Annotated in this window: 15 protein-coding genes and 3 pseudogenes; 12 read left to right on the top strand and 6 right to left on the bottom strand. The window is 58.1% G+C overall.

Annotated elements, in window-relative coordinates; genetic code table 11:
• Positions 1-67 precede the first annotated feature (67 nt).
• Positions 68-586: a DNA starvation/stationary phase protection protein gene (locus FHT28_RS15550; RefSeq protein WP_047557598.1), complete on the bottom strand. Its 519-nt coding sequence runs from the start codon at positions 584-586 to the stop codon at positions 68-70.
• A 377-nt stretch (positions 587-963) separates the two neighbouring features.
• Here FHT28_RS15550 and FHT28_RS15555 point away from each other — a divergent pair, with 377 nt between their 5' ends.
• From FHT28_RS15555 to FHT28_RS15575, 5 genes are all read left to right on the top strand, one after another.
• Positions 964-2538, top strand: coding sequence for an ATP-binding protein (locus FHT28_RS15555; protein WP_168596821.1), 1575 nt, complete (start codon positions 964-966; stop codon positions 2536-2538).
• Positions 2535-3176 (top strand): response regulator transcription factor, encoded by a 642-nt coding sequence (locus FHT28_RS15560; RefSeq protein ID WP_168596675.1) that lies wholly within the window; start codon positions 2535-2537, stop codon positions 3174-3176. The genes FHT28_RS15555 and FHT28_RS15560 overlap by 4 nt, the downstream gene beginning before the upstream one ends.
• A gap of 92 nt (positions 3177-3268) precedes the next feature.
• Entirely contained in the window at positions 3269-3640 is a 372-nt protein-coding gene (locus tag FHT28_RS15565; protein WP_168596676.1) for a response regulator, read from the top strand.
• Positions 3641-3664: 24 nt separating this feature from the next.
• Positions 3665-3970, top strand: a complete 306-nt coding sequence (locus FHT28_RS15570; protein WP_168596677.1) for a UBP-type zinc finger domain-containing protein — start codon at positions 3665-3667, stop codon at positions 3968-3970.
• A 56-nt stretch (positions 3971-4026) separates the two neighbouring features.
• The gene (locus tag FHT28_RS15575) at positions 4027-5700 is read left to right on the top strand and encodes an FAD-dependent oxidoreductase (RefSeq protein ID WP_168596678.1); all 1674 of its coding nucleotides are present in this window, start codon (positions 4027-4029) and stop codon (positions 5698-5700) included.
• A 93-nt stretch (positions 5701-5793) separates the two neighbouring features.
• Here FHT28_RS15575 and FHT28_RS15580 read toward each other — a convergent pair whose 3' ends face one another.
• Complete coding sequence (locus FHT28_RS15580) at positions 5794-6909, bottom strand: FAD-dependent monooxygenase (protein ID WP_168596679.1); 1116 nt, start codon at positions 6907-6909, stop codon at positions 5794-5796.
• Between the two features lie 10 nt (positions 6910-6919).
• A complete protein-coding gene (locus tag FHT28_RS15585; protein ID WP_168596680.1) occupies positions 6920-8143 on the bottom strand; it encodes an MFS transporter in 1224 nt (407 codons plus the stop codon).
• A gap of 220 nt (positions 8144-8363) precedes the next feature.
• On the opposite strand from FHT28_RS15585, the pseudogene FHT28_RS36175 reads away from it, so the two are divergent.
• Positions 8364-8792 (top strand): annotated as a pseudogene (locus tag FHT28_RS36175) (IS3 family transposase); the annotation flags it as partial.
• 277 nt (positions 8793-9069) lie between these two features.
• On the opposite strand, the gene FHT28_RS15600 reads toward FHT28_RS36175, so the two are convergent.
• Positions 9070-9528: a DUF3858 domain-containing protein gene (locus tag FHT28_RS15600; protein ID WP_168596681.1), complete on the bottom strand. Its 459-nt coding sequence runs from the start codon at positions 9526-9528 to the stop codon at positions 9070-9072.
• A 344-nt stretch (positions 9529-9872) separates the two neighbouring features.
• Between FHT28_RS15600 and FHT28_RS15605 the strand changes: the two genes are divergently transcribed.
• Positions 9873-11408 carry an acetyl-CoA hydrolase/transferase family protein gene (locus FHT28_RS15605; protein ID WP_168596682.1) on the top strand — a complete coding sequence of 512 codons (1536 nt, stop codon included), beginning with the start codon at positions 9873-9875 and terminating at the stop codon, positions 11406-11408.
• Between the two features lie 164 nt (positions 11409-11572).
• Here the strand turns inward: FHT28_RS15605 and FHT28_RS15610 are convergent.
• Positions 11573-11719: pseudogene (locus tag FHT28_RS15610) on the bottom strand (DDE-type integrase/transposase/recombinase); the annotation flags it as partial.
• A gap of 95 nt (positions 11720-11814) precedes the next feature.
• Between FHT28_RS15610 and FHT28_RS15615 the strand changes: the two are divergent.
• Entirely contained in the window at positions 11815-12498 is a 684-nt protein-coding gene (locus FHT28_RS15615) for an IS6 family transposase (protein WP_168596683.1), read from the top strand.
• A gap of 127 nt (positions 12499-12625) precedes the next feature.
• On the opposite strand, the gene FHT28_RS15620 is transcribed toward FHT28_RS15615, so the two are convergent.
• Positions 12626-13237, bottom strand: a complete 612-nt coding sequence (locus FHT28_RS15620; RefSeq protein ID WP_168596684.1) for a hypothetical protein — start codon at positions 13235-13237, stop codon at positions 12626-12628.
• Between the two features lie 189 nt (positions 13238-13426).
• On the opposite strand from FHT28_RS15620, the gene FHT28_RS15625 reads away from it, so the two are divergent.
• The 4 genes and pseudogenes from FHT28_RS15625 to FHT28_RS15640 form a co-directional block, all read left to right on the top strand.
• Positions 13427-13753 carry a carboxymuconolactone decarboxylase family protein gene (locus FHT28_RS15625; protein WP_168596685.1) on the top strand — a complete coding sequence of 109 codons (327 nt, stop codon included), beginning with the start codon at positions 13427-13429 and terminating at the stop codon, positions 13751-13753.
• Between the two features lie 348 nt (positions 13754-14101).
• Entirely contained in the window at positions 14102-14734 is a 633-nt protein-coding gene (locus FHT28_RS15630) for an MBL fold metallo-hydrolase (RefSeq protein ID WP_168596686.1), read from the top strand.
• Positions 14731-15948, top strand: coding sequence for an MFS transporter (locus tag FHT28_RS15635; protein ID WP_168596687.1), 1218 nt, complete (start codon positions 14731-14733; stop codon positions 15946-15948). Before FHT28_RS15630 ends, FHT28_RS15635 begins: the two co-directional genes overlap by 4 nt.
• A 19-nt stretch (positions 15949-15967) precedes the next feature.
• Positions 15968-16874: pseudogene (locus FHT28_RS15640) on the top strand (XdhC family protein); the annotation flags it as partial.
• Between the last annotated feature and the right edge of the window lie 360 nt (positions 16875-17234).

Raw genomic sequence — 17234 nt, forward strand, 5'->3', positions numbered from 1 at the left:
ATGTCCCCGAGATTTTGAGCCGGCCAAGTCCATATTGGCCGACATGACCATCGACGGGCCGATATGCTTACTCGGCGCTTCGAGTGCTTTCGAACAGGAACCAGGCGCGGCGCTCGGCCTCGTCGACCCAGTTCTCGATCAGGCTGGCAGTCGCGATATCGCCGTGCTCGTCGCAGAGATTGTGGGTCTCCTTCATCAACGACACCAGCGTGAGATTGTCGTCGCGAAGTTCGGCCAGCATGTCGGCCGGCGTGACGAAATCAGCATCGTTGTCGAGCAGGCGCTGCAGTTTGGAAATATGGCTGATTGAGCGGATCGTCGTGCCGCCGATCTTGCGGGCTCTCTCGGCGACATCGTCCGTCATCGCAAAAATCTGCTCGCCCTGTTCGTCGAGCATCAGGTGATAGTCGCGGAAATGCGGCCCGCTCATGTGCCAATGGAAATTCTTGGTCTTGAGGTAAAGGGCAAAGACATCGGCCAGAAGCGCCGTCAGTGCGCCGGATATATCGGCAGTCGCGTTTGTGCCAAGCGTTGTCGGTGTTGCAAGCGGCGACTTGCGGTGTTTTTCAGCGAGTGTGCGGTCCATCATGATCTCCATTGGGTTGAGCGGGCTGCTGGAGACTTTTTAGACCAGGCCCCGCGCCCGCAACATCCAATGCTTGGCTAGTCGAACCCACACTTTGGTATAGTTTCGCAGCGCTGCGGCTGAGGTTAGATATCGAATGTCTTCAACCTCCTCCCAAGAAGACATGCTGGGCACCGAGGCCCTGACGGTTCAGGCGGCCTCTCCCCCTGAACCAGCGGATGTCGCGATCCGATCGAGGCCATCCCAGCCGCCCTGGGATGGCCTTTCTTTTTTACCGCCTATCAGATTGAGTTCACACGCGAATAGCGGATTTTGGAATTGCGTTTTCTCCAACGGGATGGCTTGATGACGCGATCGACATCCAGGTGGGAACCGGCATGCCTTCGCTTGAACTTGTGAATCCAAAACGACGGTTATCAGCACGCTACGAAACTGGCATTCTGTCGTTCGCATTCGCTCTTGCGGTAACAGTCTTCTATCTCGATACGTTCACCGACATTCACAGCGCGCTCGCCACGCTCTATGTCATCACACTCCTACTGTCGGCGGAAACGCTGACAGAAAAGGGAACGTTGCTGCTGACGGCGGTCTGTGTTGGTCTTTCAATGTTATCTTACGTGGCTGCCCACGGCACAGACGCCGACCTTGCAGCAATATTGCGCCTGGCTGTGGCCGTCGCGGCCATATTGATTACCTGTGCGCTGATCATAAGGAACCACCGTGCGCGTCATGATCTGATAAAATCCAATGTCGCCTTGCAGAGTAGCGAGGAACGCTACCGGACGATTTTCGAGCAGAGCCGCGTCGCCCTGTGGGAGCGTGATTATTCTGAGGTGCGCGCGTTGTTGATGAAACTGAAGACGCAGGGTGTCGTCGATCTGCGTGCCTACGCGCGAGACAATCCGGACTTCATCTCAAACTGTATTGCGAGCGTCCCCACGGTCGCCGCCAATGCCGCGGCACTGGAGCTTCTCGGCAATGTCAGTGCACAGAACGGCGGCTCGATGCGCCGCTACATCGCGCAGGATGACGCCACCTTTCTCGGGCTAATGGTGGCAATATTTGAAAACCAAAGCTATTTCGAGGGAAAGGGCACGATCATCACTAGCGATGGCACCACCAAGCTGGTGTTGCTGACGGTCGGCTTTCCAGCGGACGTGGCCAATTTCAACCGCGTCATTGTCGGCATGTTCGATATCACCGAGCGGGAACTGGCCCAGAAGGCGTTGTTCGAGGCCCAGGCTGAACTCGCACTGGCCTCACGCGCGGCGACCGTCGGCGCCCTGTCTGCATCGCTGGCCCACGAACTCAACCAGCCACTCGGCGCAATTGTCGTCAATGCACAAACCCTTCAGCGCTGGCTAGACCGTGACCCTCCGGATCTGGCTGCGGTCTCCCGGTCTGCTGAACGCATCGTGCGCGACAGCCAGCGTGCCAGCGACATCATTCAGAGCACCCGGTCGATGCTGAGCGAGCGCTCGCCAGTCATTGAGCCAGTGTCACTGGCCGATCTCGTCAGCGAGACACAAACATTGATGGAGAGCGAACTTTCCCGGAACCGGATTATATTCGAAACGAGCGAGACTTCCGGCATCACCAGCGTCCGTGCTGTCCGCATCGAACTGCAGCAGGTGCTGATCAACCTAATAACCAACGCCATTCAGGCAATGGCCGCGACGCCGGAAGATCTTCGACGGATCTCGGTATCGATCAATCCGGCGGATGGACGGAGCGTCCGGGTCGGTGTCTGTGACAGTGGGCCTGGCCTGAGCGCCGGCATTCTCGAAAAATTGTTCAAGCCGTTTTGCACCACCAAGGAAACCGGCCTCGGCATGGGGCTAGCAATCTGCCGCAGCATGCTCGAAGCCCGTGGTGGCTCCCTGACCGCCAGTAATCACATCGAAGGCGGCGCGCTGTTCGAAATGATCGTGCCGATGGAGGCTATCCAATGAATGATGTCAGAAAACTCGCCAAAACCACGAACAACAATACGCCCGTCGTTTACGTCGTGGATGACGATCCGTCGATCCGAGAGGCGCTTGTCGATCTCTTCCTGTCGATCCGAACGCAAGCGCAAGCGTTCGAAAGCGCTCAGGATTTCCTGGACAATGCCGATCTCAAGCGGCCAGGCTGCATACTGCTCGACGTAAGGCTGCCCGGCGCCAATGGCCTGGACTTCCAGCTTCATCTGGAAAGACTCGGCAACCAGATGCCGATCATCTTCATGACCGGCCATGGCGATATACCGATGACCGTGCGGGCGATGAAGGCCGGCGCGGTGGATTTTCTTAGCAAACCGTTCCGGGATCAGGATATCCTCGATGCTGTCTCCGTGGCGTTTCAGAAAGACCGGGACCTGCGCCAACAGTCTGCGGCCAGTGGCGCCGTCACGGAACTGGCCAAGACATTGACCCGCCGCGAACACGAGGTCATGACGGCTGTCGTCCAGGGCCTCATGAACAAACAGATCGCCTTCAACCTTGGCATCAGCGAGATCACCGTCAAACTCCATCGCGGCAATGTCATGCGCAAAATGGACGCGCGCTCGGTAGCAGATCTGGTCCGCAAAGCCGAGCTGCTTGGGCTGTGAGAGGCAAAACCTAGACCCTTGTATGGTACAAGGACCGGTCTCGAAGGAGCATATACCGGGTTGTTGATCCAATACGGCAAGGCCCAAAGAAATTGCACAAGACGCCAGTCATAGCCATCGTCGACGATGATCGGTCGATCCGAGAAGCCCTTGACGATCTCATTTTGTCCTGCGGCTACCAGAGTCGCCTGTTCGCGTCCGCGGAAGAGTATCTTGCCGACCAGGATCGCGCCTCAATCGACTGCATGCTCGTGGATGTCAAAATGCCCGGTCTCACGGGAATCGAGCTGCAGGCTGTGCTGAACAAACAGGATACGCTGAAACCGCCGATGATCTTCATGACATCCTATAGCGACAGTATAACAAGGGCGGCGGCGATGAGTGGCGGCGCTTTTGCCTTTCTCGGCAAGCCCGTGAATCTTAACCAACTGCTCCAGAGTCTCGAACAGGCGCTGAAGCACTGATCCACGCCAACGAGGAGTAAATCCATGTCGCACGGTTGTTCGCACACATCGACGATCCGCACGGTTCGCCCCGAAACGCTGGGCTGCGAGGAATGCCTTGAATCCGGACAGGCTTGGTTTCACCTGAGGCTCTGCCGCGAGTGTGGCCATGTCGGGTGCTGCGACCAGTCCCCCGGTCGCCACGCCACCGCACATTTCCATGCCACACAGCATCCGATCATAGAAGGGTACGATCCGCCGGAAGGCTGGGGATGGTGCTACGTCGACGAGATCATGGTTGAACTGCCGGACCAGACTCCGCAGCTTGGCCCCATACCTCGCTATTACTAGACCACCACAAATCCTCGACGCCATTTCCAACACGTTTCAAGCCAGGAGAAAAATTGATGGCGGATCTCAGCGCAAGACAGCACCAGATGTTTCCGGAGCTGAGCCCTCGTCAGGTCGAGACGGCCAAACGTTTTGCCAGTGGCGAGCCGCAGCATTTTGAACCCGGGGAATTTATCTACAAGGTCGGCGATCACGCGGCACCTGCCTGGCTGGTGCTTGAAGGTTCGATGGATGTCTTTCGCCATGAAGGCCTGTCGCACGAGGCGCCAATCACCACCCATGGTGCCGGTCAGTTGTCGGGTGAAGTCAATCAACTTTCGGGCCGTCCGACACTGGCCGGAGCACGGGCTGGCTCCGCCGGCTGCACCGCGGTTGCCTTCGATGCAGCCCATCTTCGCGCCCTGGTGATCGGCTCGGCGGATGTCGGCGAGATTATCATGCGGGCTTTTATCCTGCGTCGCGTTGGTCTGATCGATTCCGGCGCGGGTTCCGTTCTGATCGGGGTTCCGGGGAATGCAGCGCTGTCACGCCTACAAGGATTTCTTGCCCGTAGCGCCTTTCCCTATATCGTGCTCGATTCTGCCAGCGAAGGCGAAGGCCGTGCTCTGACCGAACGCTTGGGCATCCTCGCGTCCGAACTGCCGCTGATGGTCTGCCCCAATGGAACGGTGTTAAAAAACCCGACCGACATGGAAGCCGCCGCTTGCCTTGGCATGACGCCGGAACTCACACCCGGCAAGCTTTATGACGTTGCCGTCGTTGGCGCTGGGCCGGCTGGCCTCGCCACCGCCGTATATGCCGCCTCCGAAGGGCTCGACGTCATCGTCATCGACGAACGCTCGGTAGGAGGACAGGCTGGCGCGTCGTCGCGGATCGAAAACTATCTCGGCTTCCCGACCGGCATATCCGGCCAGGCGCTGGCCGGGCGCGCCTATAACCAGGCACTCAAGTTCGGCGCCGAAATGGTCTTGCCGGTCGCGGTCGAAGGACTGATCGCGCCCGAGCGCGATGCCGGTGTGCTGACATTGAATCTTGCCGGCGGTAAAGACGTGACGTCGCGTACGATCGTCATCGCTTCCGGTGCGCACTACCGGCGCCCGGATATCGCCAACATCGAACGCTTCGAGGGCAATGGCATCTCCTATTGGGCCTCGCCAATCGAGGCGAAACTCTGCACCGGTGAAGAGATAGCGCTGGTTGGCGGCGGCAATTCTGCCGGTCAGGCGATCGTTTTCCTCGCACCTCAGGTCAAGAAACTGCATCTCGTCGTCCGGCGCGCGCTCGAAGAGACGATGTCGCAATATCTGATCGACCGCATCAGGGCTTTCCCCAATGTCGAACTGCACATGCATTGCGAAGTGGATGCGATCGACGGCGATCCCGCAGGCGGCTTGAAATCCGCGACCCTGCGCAATCGGCTTGATGGCAGCGAACGACAGCTGTCACTTCATCATCTTTTCCTCTTCATCGGCGCTGATCCGAATGCCGGCTGGATCAGCGACCGCGTCCATACCGATGACAAGGGCTTCATCGTCACCGGACAATCCTTCGATGCACTGAGCAGTTTCACCCGCAGTCCCCTGCCGCTGGAAACCAGCCTGCCGAATGTCTTCGCCATCGGCGATGTCAGGGCCGGATCGACCAAGCGGGTGGCCGCCGCAGTCGGAGAAGGTGCCGCTGTTGTCTCCCAGATCCACGCTGCGCTCAGCCTGATGAAGACCTCGCACTGAAACACCCGCCAATATTCTAAATCAAACGACCCGCTGGCGGATACCAACGGGTCGAAATGTCATTCTCCGACGTGATAGACGATCAGTCGACGATCAAATTGCCGATGCACCAAGCTGCCGGCCATAAGCAACGATTTCCCGGCCAACGGAGATGCGATCAGCCTCGAACCGCTGCAGGGCGGCATGAAGGTCAACCGCAGACGCCAGGCAGTTGCTCAACGCCATGACATCGCCGGCTGCTTTCGACACGCCCATCGCGGTGTGCGGTCGCGCGACGAATGCGGCGTCACCGATCAGAACGATGGATCGGCCGATCATGCGGGGTGCCTCGTAGTCGAAAATCCCTTGTATCGACGGGCTGAGCTCCGCTTCCACCGCCAGCGCGAATTGCGGCGGAAGCATCTGCCTGGCATCGGCGCGAAAAGTTTCCCGGCGGTCGTTCGACAAGCCGCCACGCGGTAGCGAAAACGGATGCGTCCGCTGATCGAGATCGGTGAACGTGCCGGCAAGTGCGCTTGGCTGCACCTTGCGGTACCAGACCCAGTTGTATCGACGGTCGCCCCTGCTCAACTCGCCTTTCGAACCTGGAACAAGATAGCCGAGAGCGTGCACGCCCGGGCGGACATGGAAGGCAAACCGGTCGAGAAGCAGCGCGGCGGCCGCTGGCACGCTCGTTTCCGGAATCAACCCACGCCAAGCGACATAGCCGGAATAGCGATTTTGATTATCCCTGGCATTGACCGCCCCGCGCACCACGGAACCGAGGCCATCGGCGCCGATCACAAGATCGGCTCTCTCCCGCGTACCGTCACCAAAAATCAGTTCCGCACCGCTCCCGCCGTCCAGCACCTCGATGACGTCCCGGCCCAAGAAATAGGTTTCGGGCGCGATATGCGACGCGACGGTTTCAAACAGGAAATCCCAGGAGATTTGCGTCTGTGGCATGTTAACGGTCTGGGCGATACTACCATCCTGATTGAGATAGATGCGTTCCTTCGCCACCACGCCGAGACGGGCAACATGTTCACACCCGATCAGCCGGAGAATGTGCAGCAGGTCGCTCTGACCGACCAGACCCGCTCCCCGGCCGGCAAGACCGTTCTTCGATCGCTCGTAGATGCGAACATCATGGCCGGCCTGCTGTAACAAAATGCCGGCGAAGAGGCCGGCGAGCGAACCGCCGACGATTCTGATACGAAGCTGTTTCATGGTCCCGACCTCAGTGTCCGACAACCGCTGGCGAGTGCCGGCGATGATGAAAGATTTTCACGGAGAACGCTGCGATGCCAAGTGCCGCGCCAAGCAGGCTAACGAAGAGCCAGCCGCCCTCGCCCCATGCCAACGTCGCCAGTGCAGAGCCTGCCGCTCCACCGAGAAACATACCGGTCATGAATACCGTGTTGAGCCGGCTGCGGGCATCCGCATCGAGCGCATAGATAATGTGCTGGTTGGAAATGAGCGCACTTTGTATTCCGAAATCGAGCACGATGACGCCGATAACCAGGGCAGCGACCGATGCCCAGACGCCGAAGATCAGCCAGGCGGCGATCGTTAGGCCCGCGCCCATCCAGACCACAAAGTGTGGTCCCCGTCTGTCGGCGATCCGGCCTGCGAGAGGCGCCGCAAATATGCCGACTGCACCCACGATACCGAACAGACCTGCAACGTCCGCTCCCAGCTGGAACTTTGACCCGGCGAGATAGAGCGCCAGAATAGTCCAGAAGGCCGTGAAGGACGCAAACAGGAATGCCTGAATGGTCGTTGCAGCCCTCAATGCCGGATGCCGTTTCCACAGCTGGCCGAGCGACCGGATCGCCTGATGATAGCGCAAAGTCGATATCGGCCGGTGATGCGGCAGGACGGCAAACATGAGACCTGCGGCGAAAAGGGCAAGCGGCACCCCGATCCAGAACATCTCGCGCCAGCCGGCATGCACACCGACAAAACCGGAGAGGGTGCGGCTGAACAATATACCCGACAGTACCCCTGCCATGACCGTTCCGATCGTGGCGCCGCGCTTTTCCGGCGCTGCCAGAGATGCGGCAAAGGGTACGATCTGCTGGGCGACAGTGGAACACGCGCCGACGATGACGGAGGCTGCGACCAGCGTCCAGGCGGTCGGCGCAAGTGCCGCGAGCGCCAGCGCTGCCGCTAGAACCACCAACTGACCGATAATCATGCGGCGGCGATTAACGAGGTCGCCGAGCGGCAGCAGCAAGAACAACCCGAGCGCATAGCCGAGCTGGGTCGCCGTGGGCACCATGCCGGCAATCGGCTGCTGGCCAAAATCCGCCTCGATAAGACCGAGCATCGGCTGATTGTAATAGATGTTCGCGACGGCAATGCCGCCCGCGACGGCCATGGCCAGCAGTGCTGATTGTCCGATCGCATCATCATGGGCGGTCCTTGCCGCCCCGGCCTGTATCTGTCCTGTGTTTTCCATCATCCTGCTCCATCGCCAATTGATCTGAGCAAGGTATGTCCAACGGCGCTGCACGCACATCGAATGGACGTCTACCCTGACCTATACATCGATCTAGGTTCGCATCGATGGGTTCCATGCTAGACCTAGCGAATACGATGAAGGGAAATTGCGATGAGCGAGAAGGACCGGATGGGATCGAGCGCTACGCATCGTCAGCAGGTGGCTGGGGCGCACTGAAGTGCCGTTGCCAAAACCCCTTCCTCGTCAATAGATGATAGCTGAGGGCGCGGCGACACTTTCAATCGAGGAAGAGGCGATCATCGTTGCCTTCCGCCGACACACACTGCTGCCGCTGGATGACTGCCTCTACGTCCTGCAGGCTACGATCCCGCATTTGACCCGCTCGTCCCTACATCGCTGCTTACAACGGCATGAGAACAAAGCGATCATCACCGATATGCCAACCTACGGATATCGCAGGGTTCACGCCATCCTGCGCCGTAACGCTTGCAGCGAAAGCCGCTCGTGGCCAAACGCTAAACGTGTCTATCGGGTGATGAAGGTGCATGGCATGCTTCTTCAGCGCTATACAGGCGCAATCGATACCCGCCGCCACGATGGCCGCGTCGCCGTCGAGCAGTCCAATCGACGTTGGTGCTCAGACGGCCAGTCACCTGATCACCGACGACCGCCATGTTAGCCACAGCCAAATCAACACTATTCTGGCTCATTCAGATTCGCCCCCTGTAGCTGGAATTCAACGTATTGATCCGATTACGCAATCCGGCTACAAAGTAGGTTACGATCGTGCGCGGATGGCCCCATCTGATCTCTTAATTTTCGCTGAATTTCAAAGCTCTGTTGCTGCATCTACCGCCATCCCCGCTCTGCCTGTCACGGCGAAGCCACCGCGAGCTCCGCACCTTCATCGGCGAGCGCGCGTCTCACGAATGGCTTTTGCCCATGTCGACGTCCACATGTGCCGGCTGCGCTTCGGTCTGCGTAGTGCTCGTCGTCACTATCGCGGTAAAGTCGTTCTGCGCCGCGTAGATTAGCCTCTCAAGATCCATATAGTCCGCGGCTTTCAGTTCTCTGGCTTTCAGGACTAGGCGGCGGTGAACGACAAGGCGGTCGTCTTCTTTCTCGTACCTGGCCGTGTAAAAGCCGACTTCATTTTGAACATCGACATCTTTCGGAGCGGTCGCAATCTTGAGATTCGAGGGAAGCGCCTTGCCGCGCACGTCATCCTCCTTGAAATGCGCCGCCTCCCATTTGTCGACGTCTGCGACAGAGTGATTGACCGAGGCCAGTTCCTCCTCCTGCATTATCGCCGCGATCCACTCCCCTACGGCTGCTTTGTACGCGCTTTGAAGTTGGTCGAGGTCGGACATATCAACTTGCATGGCACCCCCACGGTTGACACCGTCCTTATAAATTATTCCGATGAACGAACCACGACAGTCGTGTTGGCGATCGGCGGCGGACCTTGCGATCCGGACGCTGGAGCTGACCTTGACGAAAGCGTTGGAGAAGACCGTCGAGCGCACCCTCAATACCGAAAGTCATCAGGCTGGAAACACCGTCAACCAATCTGCCTTGACTTGGAACAAGGTGACGCCGCTAGAGAGATGGTATTTGATCTGTGATTGGGTCGCTAACAGGTCATGCTCATTGCAGTAAAGGCCTATCAACTGGCCGACAATCGTTCGGCCAGTTGCGGCCGGCAAGCGACGACGAGCGAATTGATATGAAAAGGGAGATAGGAACGGTGGATCGCCAACGCATCGGCTGCGACAGATTGCGCGCCAAGATCACGAGTGCGGAGCACGCAGCTTCATTCATCACCTCGGGAAGTACCGTGGGAATGAGTGGCTTTACGGGCTCCGGTTATCCCAAAGCCGTCCCCCTCGCATTGGCCAGGCGGATCGAAGCCGAGCATGCAGCCGGCAACCCTTTCCGGGTACGCGTCTGGACCGGCGCTTCAACCGGACCAGAACTGGACGGCGCCCTTGCCACGGCCGACGGCATAGAGTTTCGCTTGCCATATAATTCCGATCCGGTCGCCCGTGAAATGATCAATCGCGGCGAGATGGAGTATTTTGACATGCATCTGAGCCAGGTCGCACCCATGGCGTGGCAAGGCTTTCTCGGACCGCTCGATACGGCAGTGATCGAAGTGACCGGGATCAGGCCCGACGGCTCGCTTATCCCGTCTTCCTCGGTTGGCAATAATAAGACTTGGCTCGATCGCGCGCACCAGGTGATCCTCGAGGTCAACAACTGGCAGAATGCGGCCCTCGAAGGCATGCACGACATTTACTACGGCACCGCATTGCCGCCCGACCGCAGCCCCATCCCACTCGTTCGCCCCGACCAGCGCATCGGCGAGCCGTATTTCCGCTGCGACCCTCAAAAGATCGTCGCAATCGTCGAGACCCACGCGCCGGACCGTAACCTTCCTTTCGCGCTGCCGGACGAGGCGGCGCGGTCCATCGCCGGGCATCTGCTGGAATTCTTTCGTCATGAGGTGGCAAAGGGGAGGCTTCCCGCCTCCCTGCTTCCAATCCAGTCGGGTGTCGGCAACATTGCCAACGCCGTGCTCGGCGGTCTTGTTGACGCGCCGTTTGAGGACATGACCGCCTACACGGAAGTGATCCAGGACGGCATGCTGGACCTGCTAGAGGCGGGCAAACTTCGCATGGCTTCCGCCACGGCGTTTTCGCTGAGCCCCGAGGCTGCAGCACGGCTCAATGGCGACATGGCGCGCTTCCGCGACAAGATGATCCTTCGCCCCCAGGAAATCAGCAATCATCCGGAGCTGATCCGGCGTCTGGGCTGTATCGCGATGAATGGGCTGATCGAGGCCGACATTTACGGCAATGTCAATTCCACGCACATCATGGGGTCGCGGATCCAGAATGGCATCGGCGGGTCAGGCGATTTTGCACGCAACGCCTATGTTTCCATCTTCATGACGCCCTCGACGGCCAAGGGCGGGAAGATTTCCGCAATCGTGCCGCAGGCAAGCCACGTGGATCACATCACCCAGGACGTGCAGGTAATCGTCACCGAGCAGGGGCTGGCCGACCTGCGCGGCCTTTCGCCCAAGCAGCGTGCCGAAGTGATCATCAGGAACTGCTCGCACCCCGACTACAAGCCGGCACTGCTCGATTATTTCCGGCGAGCCAAGGAACATTCCTATGGCCAGCAGTCGCCGTCGTTACTGGGCGAAGCACTGTCCTGGCACCAGCGGTTCATCGAGACCGGTTCCATGCTGGCTTGAGGAATGGGCGATGCCGGGCACTGTAAAGTTATCGGTCTCGGGTTAAAGTGCGGCACGAGGTCTGTGATCAAGCGACCTGCAGATGGGCGATCTCGCTCCACATCTGCATCGCGGCCGCTCGCAGCTCGCAGCTCGCGACAATGGGCAGAAGGAGTGTCGTGGCGCGGAACAAGAAATAGGTTGGCGATCGGATCGTGGATGGAAACGAAGCCTTGAAGCTGTCGTGATGATTTGAAGCGTTTCATGATCCGCTCACGCCGTCTGATGGGTTGATGGGAATTCTCCGCCCGATTGTTCAGCCCTTTGTGAGAGGTTCTGTCGCAAACTTTTCACCGGATTTGCAACCTGTATGGTCATGCCATAGATCTGGGTTGAAGATGAGCAGGCATTGTTGGGTTCCCCGATCATGATCGATTTCAAAGGCAGTCACTACCCGAAAGACGTGATCTTATACGCGGTGTTTTTCTACATCAGATATGCGGTCTCCTATCGTGATTTGGAAGAGATCATGGCTGAGCGTGGTGTTGTCGTTGACGACGCGACGCTGAACAGATGGGTTGTGAAACAGTCGCCCTTGATTGCCGGCCGAGCCCAGCGCCAGAAATCTGCTACCAGCAGTTCCTGGCGGATGGACGAGACCTATATCCAGGTCAAAGGCAAATGGACCTATTTCTATCGGGCTGTCGACAAATTCGGTAAAATCCTTGATTTCATGCTGTCTGAACACCGCGATGAGGCTGCGGCCAGCGCCTTCTTCGCCCGCACGATCGAGAACAACGGCTGGCCTGAAAAGGTCGTCATCGACAAGAGCGGTGCGAACCTGGCAGGTTTGCAAAACATGAACTGGATGCTGCTGTTGCCGGGATGGTTCTGGCTGATCGAGATCCTGCAGGTCAAATACCTCGACAACATGATCGGGCAAGACCACCGGTTTATTAAGAAGCTGACACGTCCGATGAAAGGCTTCAAATCCTATCAGTCTGCGCCAGCAACACTGGATGGCATCGAAGTGGCGCATATGATCCGCAAGCGGCAATTTCCAACAAGTGGCCAATCCGCATTTCAGCAATTCGCCGCAATCGCAGCATAACTATGTTCAGCGATAGCTGTTTCCGCAACCTTTCCAAAAGTTTGCGACAGAACCTCCCTTGGGATTGATTGCAGCGGGGCGGTGGCGACGAGCTACCGCCCTTCCCTCTAGCCTACCCCAAGGCCCGTCAGCAGAACGCCTGTATTCGCGAGGCGATTTCTCGGCACAGGACCGTAGAGGGAAGCGCCCAGCATCCGTCGGCGCGAAGGAAATCTGCCACTGAGCCGCCGCGACCCTGCGCTGGTTCGAGGCAAGGAAGCAAAAGTGTGTCCTTTCCGAGGACGAGATGTTCACGACGAAGCGACGACACAAGATGGACCACAAGCTCCGGCTTGCTGCCGGCATTGTGTCTGGCTTGGCGTTTCAGCTTGTCAGATGCGGTTGCCACGGGGGGCTCGTCTATGATTTCCACATCACCACAAGCGTCGAATACAAACGATATGCCCGGTGACATTCCCAATTCGAAAGGCGAAGACTCGCGCGCGTGCAGCTTTTGCGCGATCAGATGAAAGCAATGCCCCCATTCAATGGCATCGAACCGATCCGATGCATCATTGAACTTCATGGGGAGCAGCAACATTCCCGCCTGCGCCAGCGTCGCGTTAGAGAAGCCTCGCATCTTGGTATAGCTGTTAAGGCTGAAAAAGAGCGGGCCGGCCTTTGCAACTGGGGTCGGAAGCCGGGGCGTCGGGATTTCTCCATGACGTGCCGTCTGAAATTCTGCCTGCGCGAAGCCCATCCAATTGTCCCGTCTGTCCGCCATGCCGCCAACGCCATCGCAGATCAGCGACTGTGGAGCTAGGTTAGCGGCCTCAACTGCGGCCGTCACCTATACAAAGGTCTGGTCAGACCAGACTTTTGCGCGATGGGCCATCGGGATGGCGATCAGTATTGTCATGGAATGCCCCAATCCCCTGGAGACAATCAGATGCCCGACCAAATCCGCCCCCGTGATAGGGCCAGAGCCTTCACGCCAGCGCTCGCCGATTTTGTCGATGACCCTCTGTTTTCCAAAGTTTGGGAACGTGACGGCCTTTCAAAGCGTGACCGCAGCTTGATCACTGTCGCTGCCCTTGTGGTGATGTACCGGCCGAACGAGCTCGCCTCGCATCTTCGCCGCGCCGTCGAAAACGGACTGAGCAAGAAGGAAATCAGTGAAGCAATCACCCATCTCGCCTTCTATGGCGGCTTCCCTGCCGCAATCAGTGCCTCGGCGATCGCCAATGAGGCTCTCGGGACGCTTCACGGTGAATGACGCTCCACCGATCATCGCACAGGATGTCCGGTTCACTTTTGAACTTTGACTGTCCGGAATCGTCAGTTCCATTCGCACTTCAGACACCCGATCTGTGCCTTATCGAACAGATTGGAATAGTCATGACATCGACGAGAGATTTTTACAGCTTCCGCGATGGTGCATTTGACGTCACCGTCCTCTCGGACGCACCAGCTGAAAGCTCCGATTTCGGACCTTTGGGGGAAAACGTTCATACAGCTTCGGACGGATCTCAATGTGAGGACAGTGGCTCCGACGAGATTTGTCCTGCGCCATCAAACATACCCTTCCTTGTGACCGCGGATGAGATGATCCTCGTCGACGTCGGTGCCGGCAAAAAAAAGCGAGAAAACAGGGTTTCTGGAAGCCAATCTGGAAGCGATTGGCGTCCATGCGGCCGACATCAGCCTTGTCGTTCTTACGCATGCCCATCCTTGTCACATCTGGGACCTTGTGCGGCCGGACGGGTCACTGCGGTATGCAAATGCCCGCTATGTGATGAGCGAAGCCGAGTGGTCATTCTGGATGACGGACAACGATGAACCGACAACAGAATATGAGCGTATGAGCGGGGCCCACACGCGAAAAACTCTTTCCGCGATCCTCGTGCGCGTGACGCTGGTTGAAGATGGTGACGAGATCATACCCGGATTGCGGGTTCTCAGCTCATGCGGCCATACTCCAGGTCACATCGCGGTGATTCTCGAAAGCGACGTGCCGCTCATCGTGACAGGTGATGCGGTGGCCAGCGACGTTGTTTCATTCGAACATCCCGATTGGAGCTTTGGCTTTGACATTGATGCGGGACAGGCGGCTACCACACGACGCCAAATCCTTAATCAGGCGGAAGAAGAGCGGGCAAAGCTCCTCGGATTTCGATGGCGATATCCCGGGGTCGGGCGCGCCGAGCGCCTAGGCGCTGCTTTCCGGCTTCGCCGTGTGCCGGAGGTCACCCGATGAGACGTACGATATTTGGGCGGCAGGCAAGTTTCCTGACCGCTGCTGCCGTTGTCGCCCACACGATCTGGACGAGCGCCGCTCCGGTTTTGACATATCCGATATACGCGCATGAGTGGGGCCTCTCGACCTTTTCGACGACCGCAATTTTCGCGGTCTATCCGGTGTTCGTCGTTTTGGTCCTCGTGCTTTTCGGCAATCTCTCGGACTATATCGGTCGCCGAGAAACCATGTTGATTGGTCTCTTTGCGTCGACGATCGGATCGTTGATCTTTGCGATCGCGCCTGACATCGACTGGATCTTTGTTGGGCGAGCGTTCATGGGGATAGGTGTCGGTCTATCGGCCGGCCCCTCGGCCGCGGCTGTTCTAGAGTTCAGCGCCCCCGACAAGCTCAAGCAGGCAGGAAGCGTCACGGCGGTCGCGCAAGCGATCGGCATGTCGGGCGCGGCGCTCGTCGGCGGCGCCTTGATCCAATACGCCCCCTTCCCTTCCCGGCTGAACTTTGCAGTCCTGACCGGCATCCTGGTGCTTGTTACGATCGCAACCTGGCATTTGCCAAATCGCACAGCATCGCGACCTCATGGAAAGTGGCGACCAAGCATTCCGTCTATCCCCAATGGGTTCTTTGCACCGTTTGTATCGGCGACTGCTGCGGTCACAACCGCCTATGTGTTGGGCGCAATGACGCTCTCCCTTGGTGCTCAGGTTGCACATGACGTGGTCGCTTCGACAAACGTGTTGATGAACGGAGGGATTATCACGATCTTTGCGGTATCGTCTGCCTTTGCAACCGCTCCCGTCCGCGGTAGGTCTCCAGGCAGCGTATTGCGGATCGGAGCTGTCATCGGGCTGCTTTCGGTGGGCTGTCTGGCTATCGCCGCAGAGGAGCAACTCCTCATTGTCTTCGCATCCGCTCAAATTGGGGCTGGAGTGGCCTATAGCCTTCTGCTCTTGGGAGGGCTGTCCTTGATCAATGAAGGAGCCTCGAAAACGCATCGAGCAGCGACCCTGTCTGCATTATTCCTTGTCGCATATCTCGCCCAAGCGATAGTCGCCCTTTCACTCGGGCGTATCGCGACTACTGCAGGACTGGCAAACGCTGTTGTTACAGGGGTGGCCCTCATAGCGGTACTGGCTGTCATCACATTGCTGCTCGACGCAGTGCGTATTCGAACAATGCGAGCGAACCACTCTCGTGCCCGCCATGACCCATGAAGGATGAAGCTCTGTGCTGATGAACAACGACAGCTTGCTTGCAACCCCGCACCGTTCGAAGCTGAGCGACGATCCTGTCGAAATACTGAGGTTCGCGGTTGAGGCATTTGCCGTCTGCCGAGTAGCCCTTGCAACCCTCGTGGAGATCAGGGGTGGCGCTGCGCGCGCTCTCGGCGCGCAGATTGCCATTTGCGAAGATGGTAGCTTTTGCGGCTATGTCTCGGGCGGATGCATCGAGGCAGCTGTCGCAGCTGAGGCCCTGGATGCCATGGCTCGCGGAGAAGACCGCAACGTGCGCCTCGGCGTGGGATCTCCATTCTTCGATATCGTACTTCCTTGCGGGGGAGGCATAAGCGTCTCGATTCACATATTGCGCGACGTAACCCCGTTGCGATACGCGCTCGATAGTTTGGCTGATCGCAGAGAGGTGGCGATACGCTACATTGCCGCGACACAACAACTCCTTGTTTGTGAGTCCCCAACACGGTCGGGATGGATCGGAAACGACTTCGTCACCATATATCGCCCAGCATTGAGGCTAATCATCTCAAGCAACTCAATCGAGGCGCTAACGGTCAGCCGTTTGGGCGCAGCAGCGGAGCTCGATGTGGTGCTGCTCCAACCCACCCAGTATTATAAGCTCGACAGCCTGATTGACGCTCATCTCATACCGCTGTGGCACTTCTACATCACGACCTCGATGCTGAAATGCCCATCCTGACGAAAGCGCTCGCCTCACAGGCTTTTTATCTTGGCGCACTCGGAAGCAGCAGAACCCATAAGAAGCGTCGCGAGTGGCTGCTGGCGGAAGGCTTCTCTGACGAAGCTATTCGTAAGATCAAAGCACCCATCGGGTTGTTTGGGCCGACCAAGGATGCCAATCCTTGGAACTGTCGGTCCTTGCAGACGTGAGCGCAGCCAGACTCGCGACATTCGGGAAAACGGCGAGGGTGATCACTCGCGCGAGCAATGGCAAAAGGCCTGGCCATCCAGTGATTGTACCTAAATCACTTTTCTCGAATATGAAAGATCTTGACGGCGACGTGGGCGCGCAGGATATCTTGCGTCAATCCTCAGTCGCACAGCAGTTGTGCGACATAGCAAGCGCCGCCACATTCGATATTGATACTATCGAAGACGCCAACCGTGCAGCTGCAGAGCGACCCTTGATCGACCTCCGCAGGCTAACTCACTAAAATCCCTCCGTATTGTCTAAAATGCATGTATTTTGAATATTGATCACCTAAAGATTTGCTGCACTGCAGAAACGTTTTGACAGCGCCTGA

Origin of the sequence: Rhizobium sp. SG570 (genome assembly GCF_012275345.1) — a bacterium.
GTDB lineage: Bacteria > Pseudomonadota > Alphaproteobacteria > Rhizobiales > Rhizobiaceae > Rhizobium > Rhizobium lusitanum.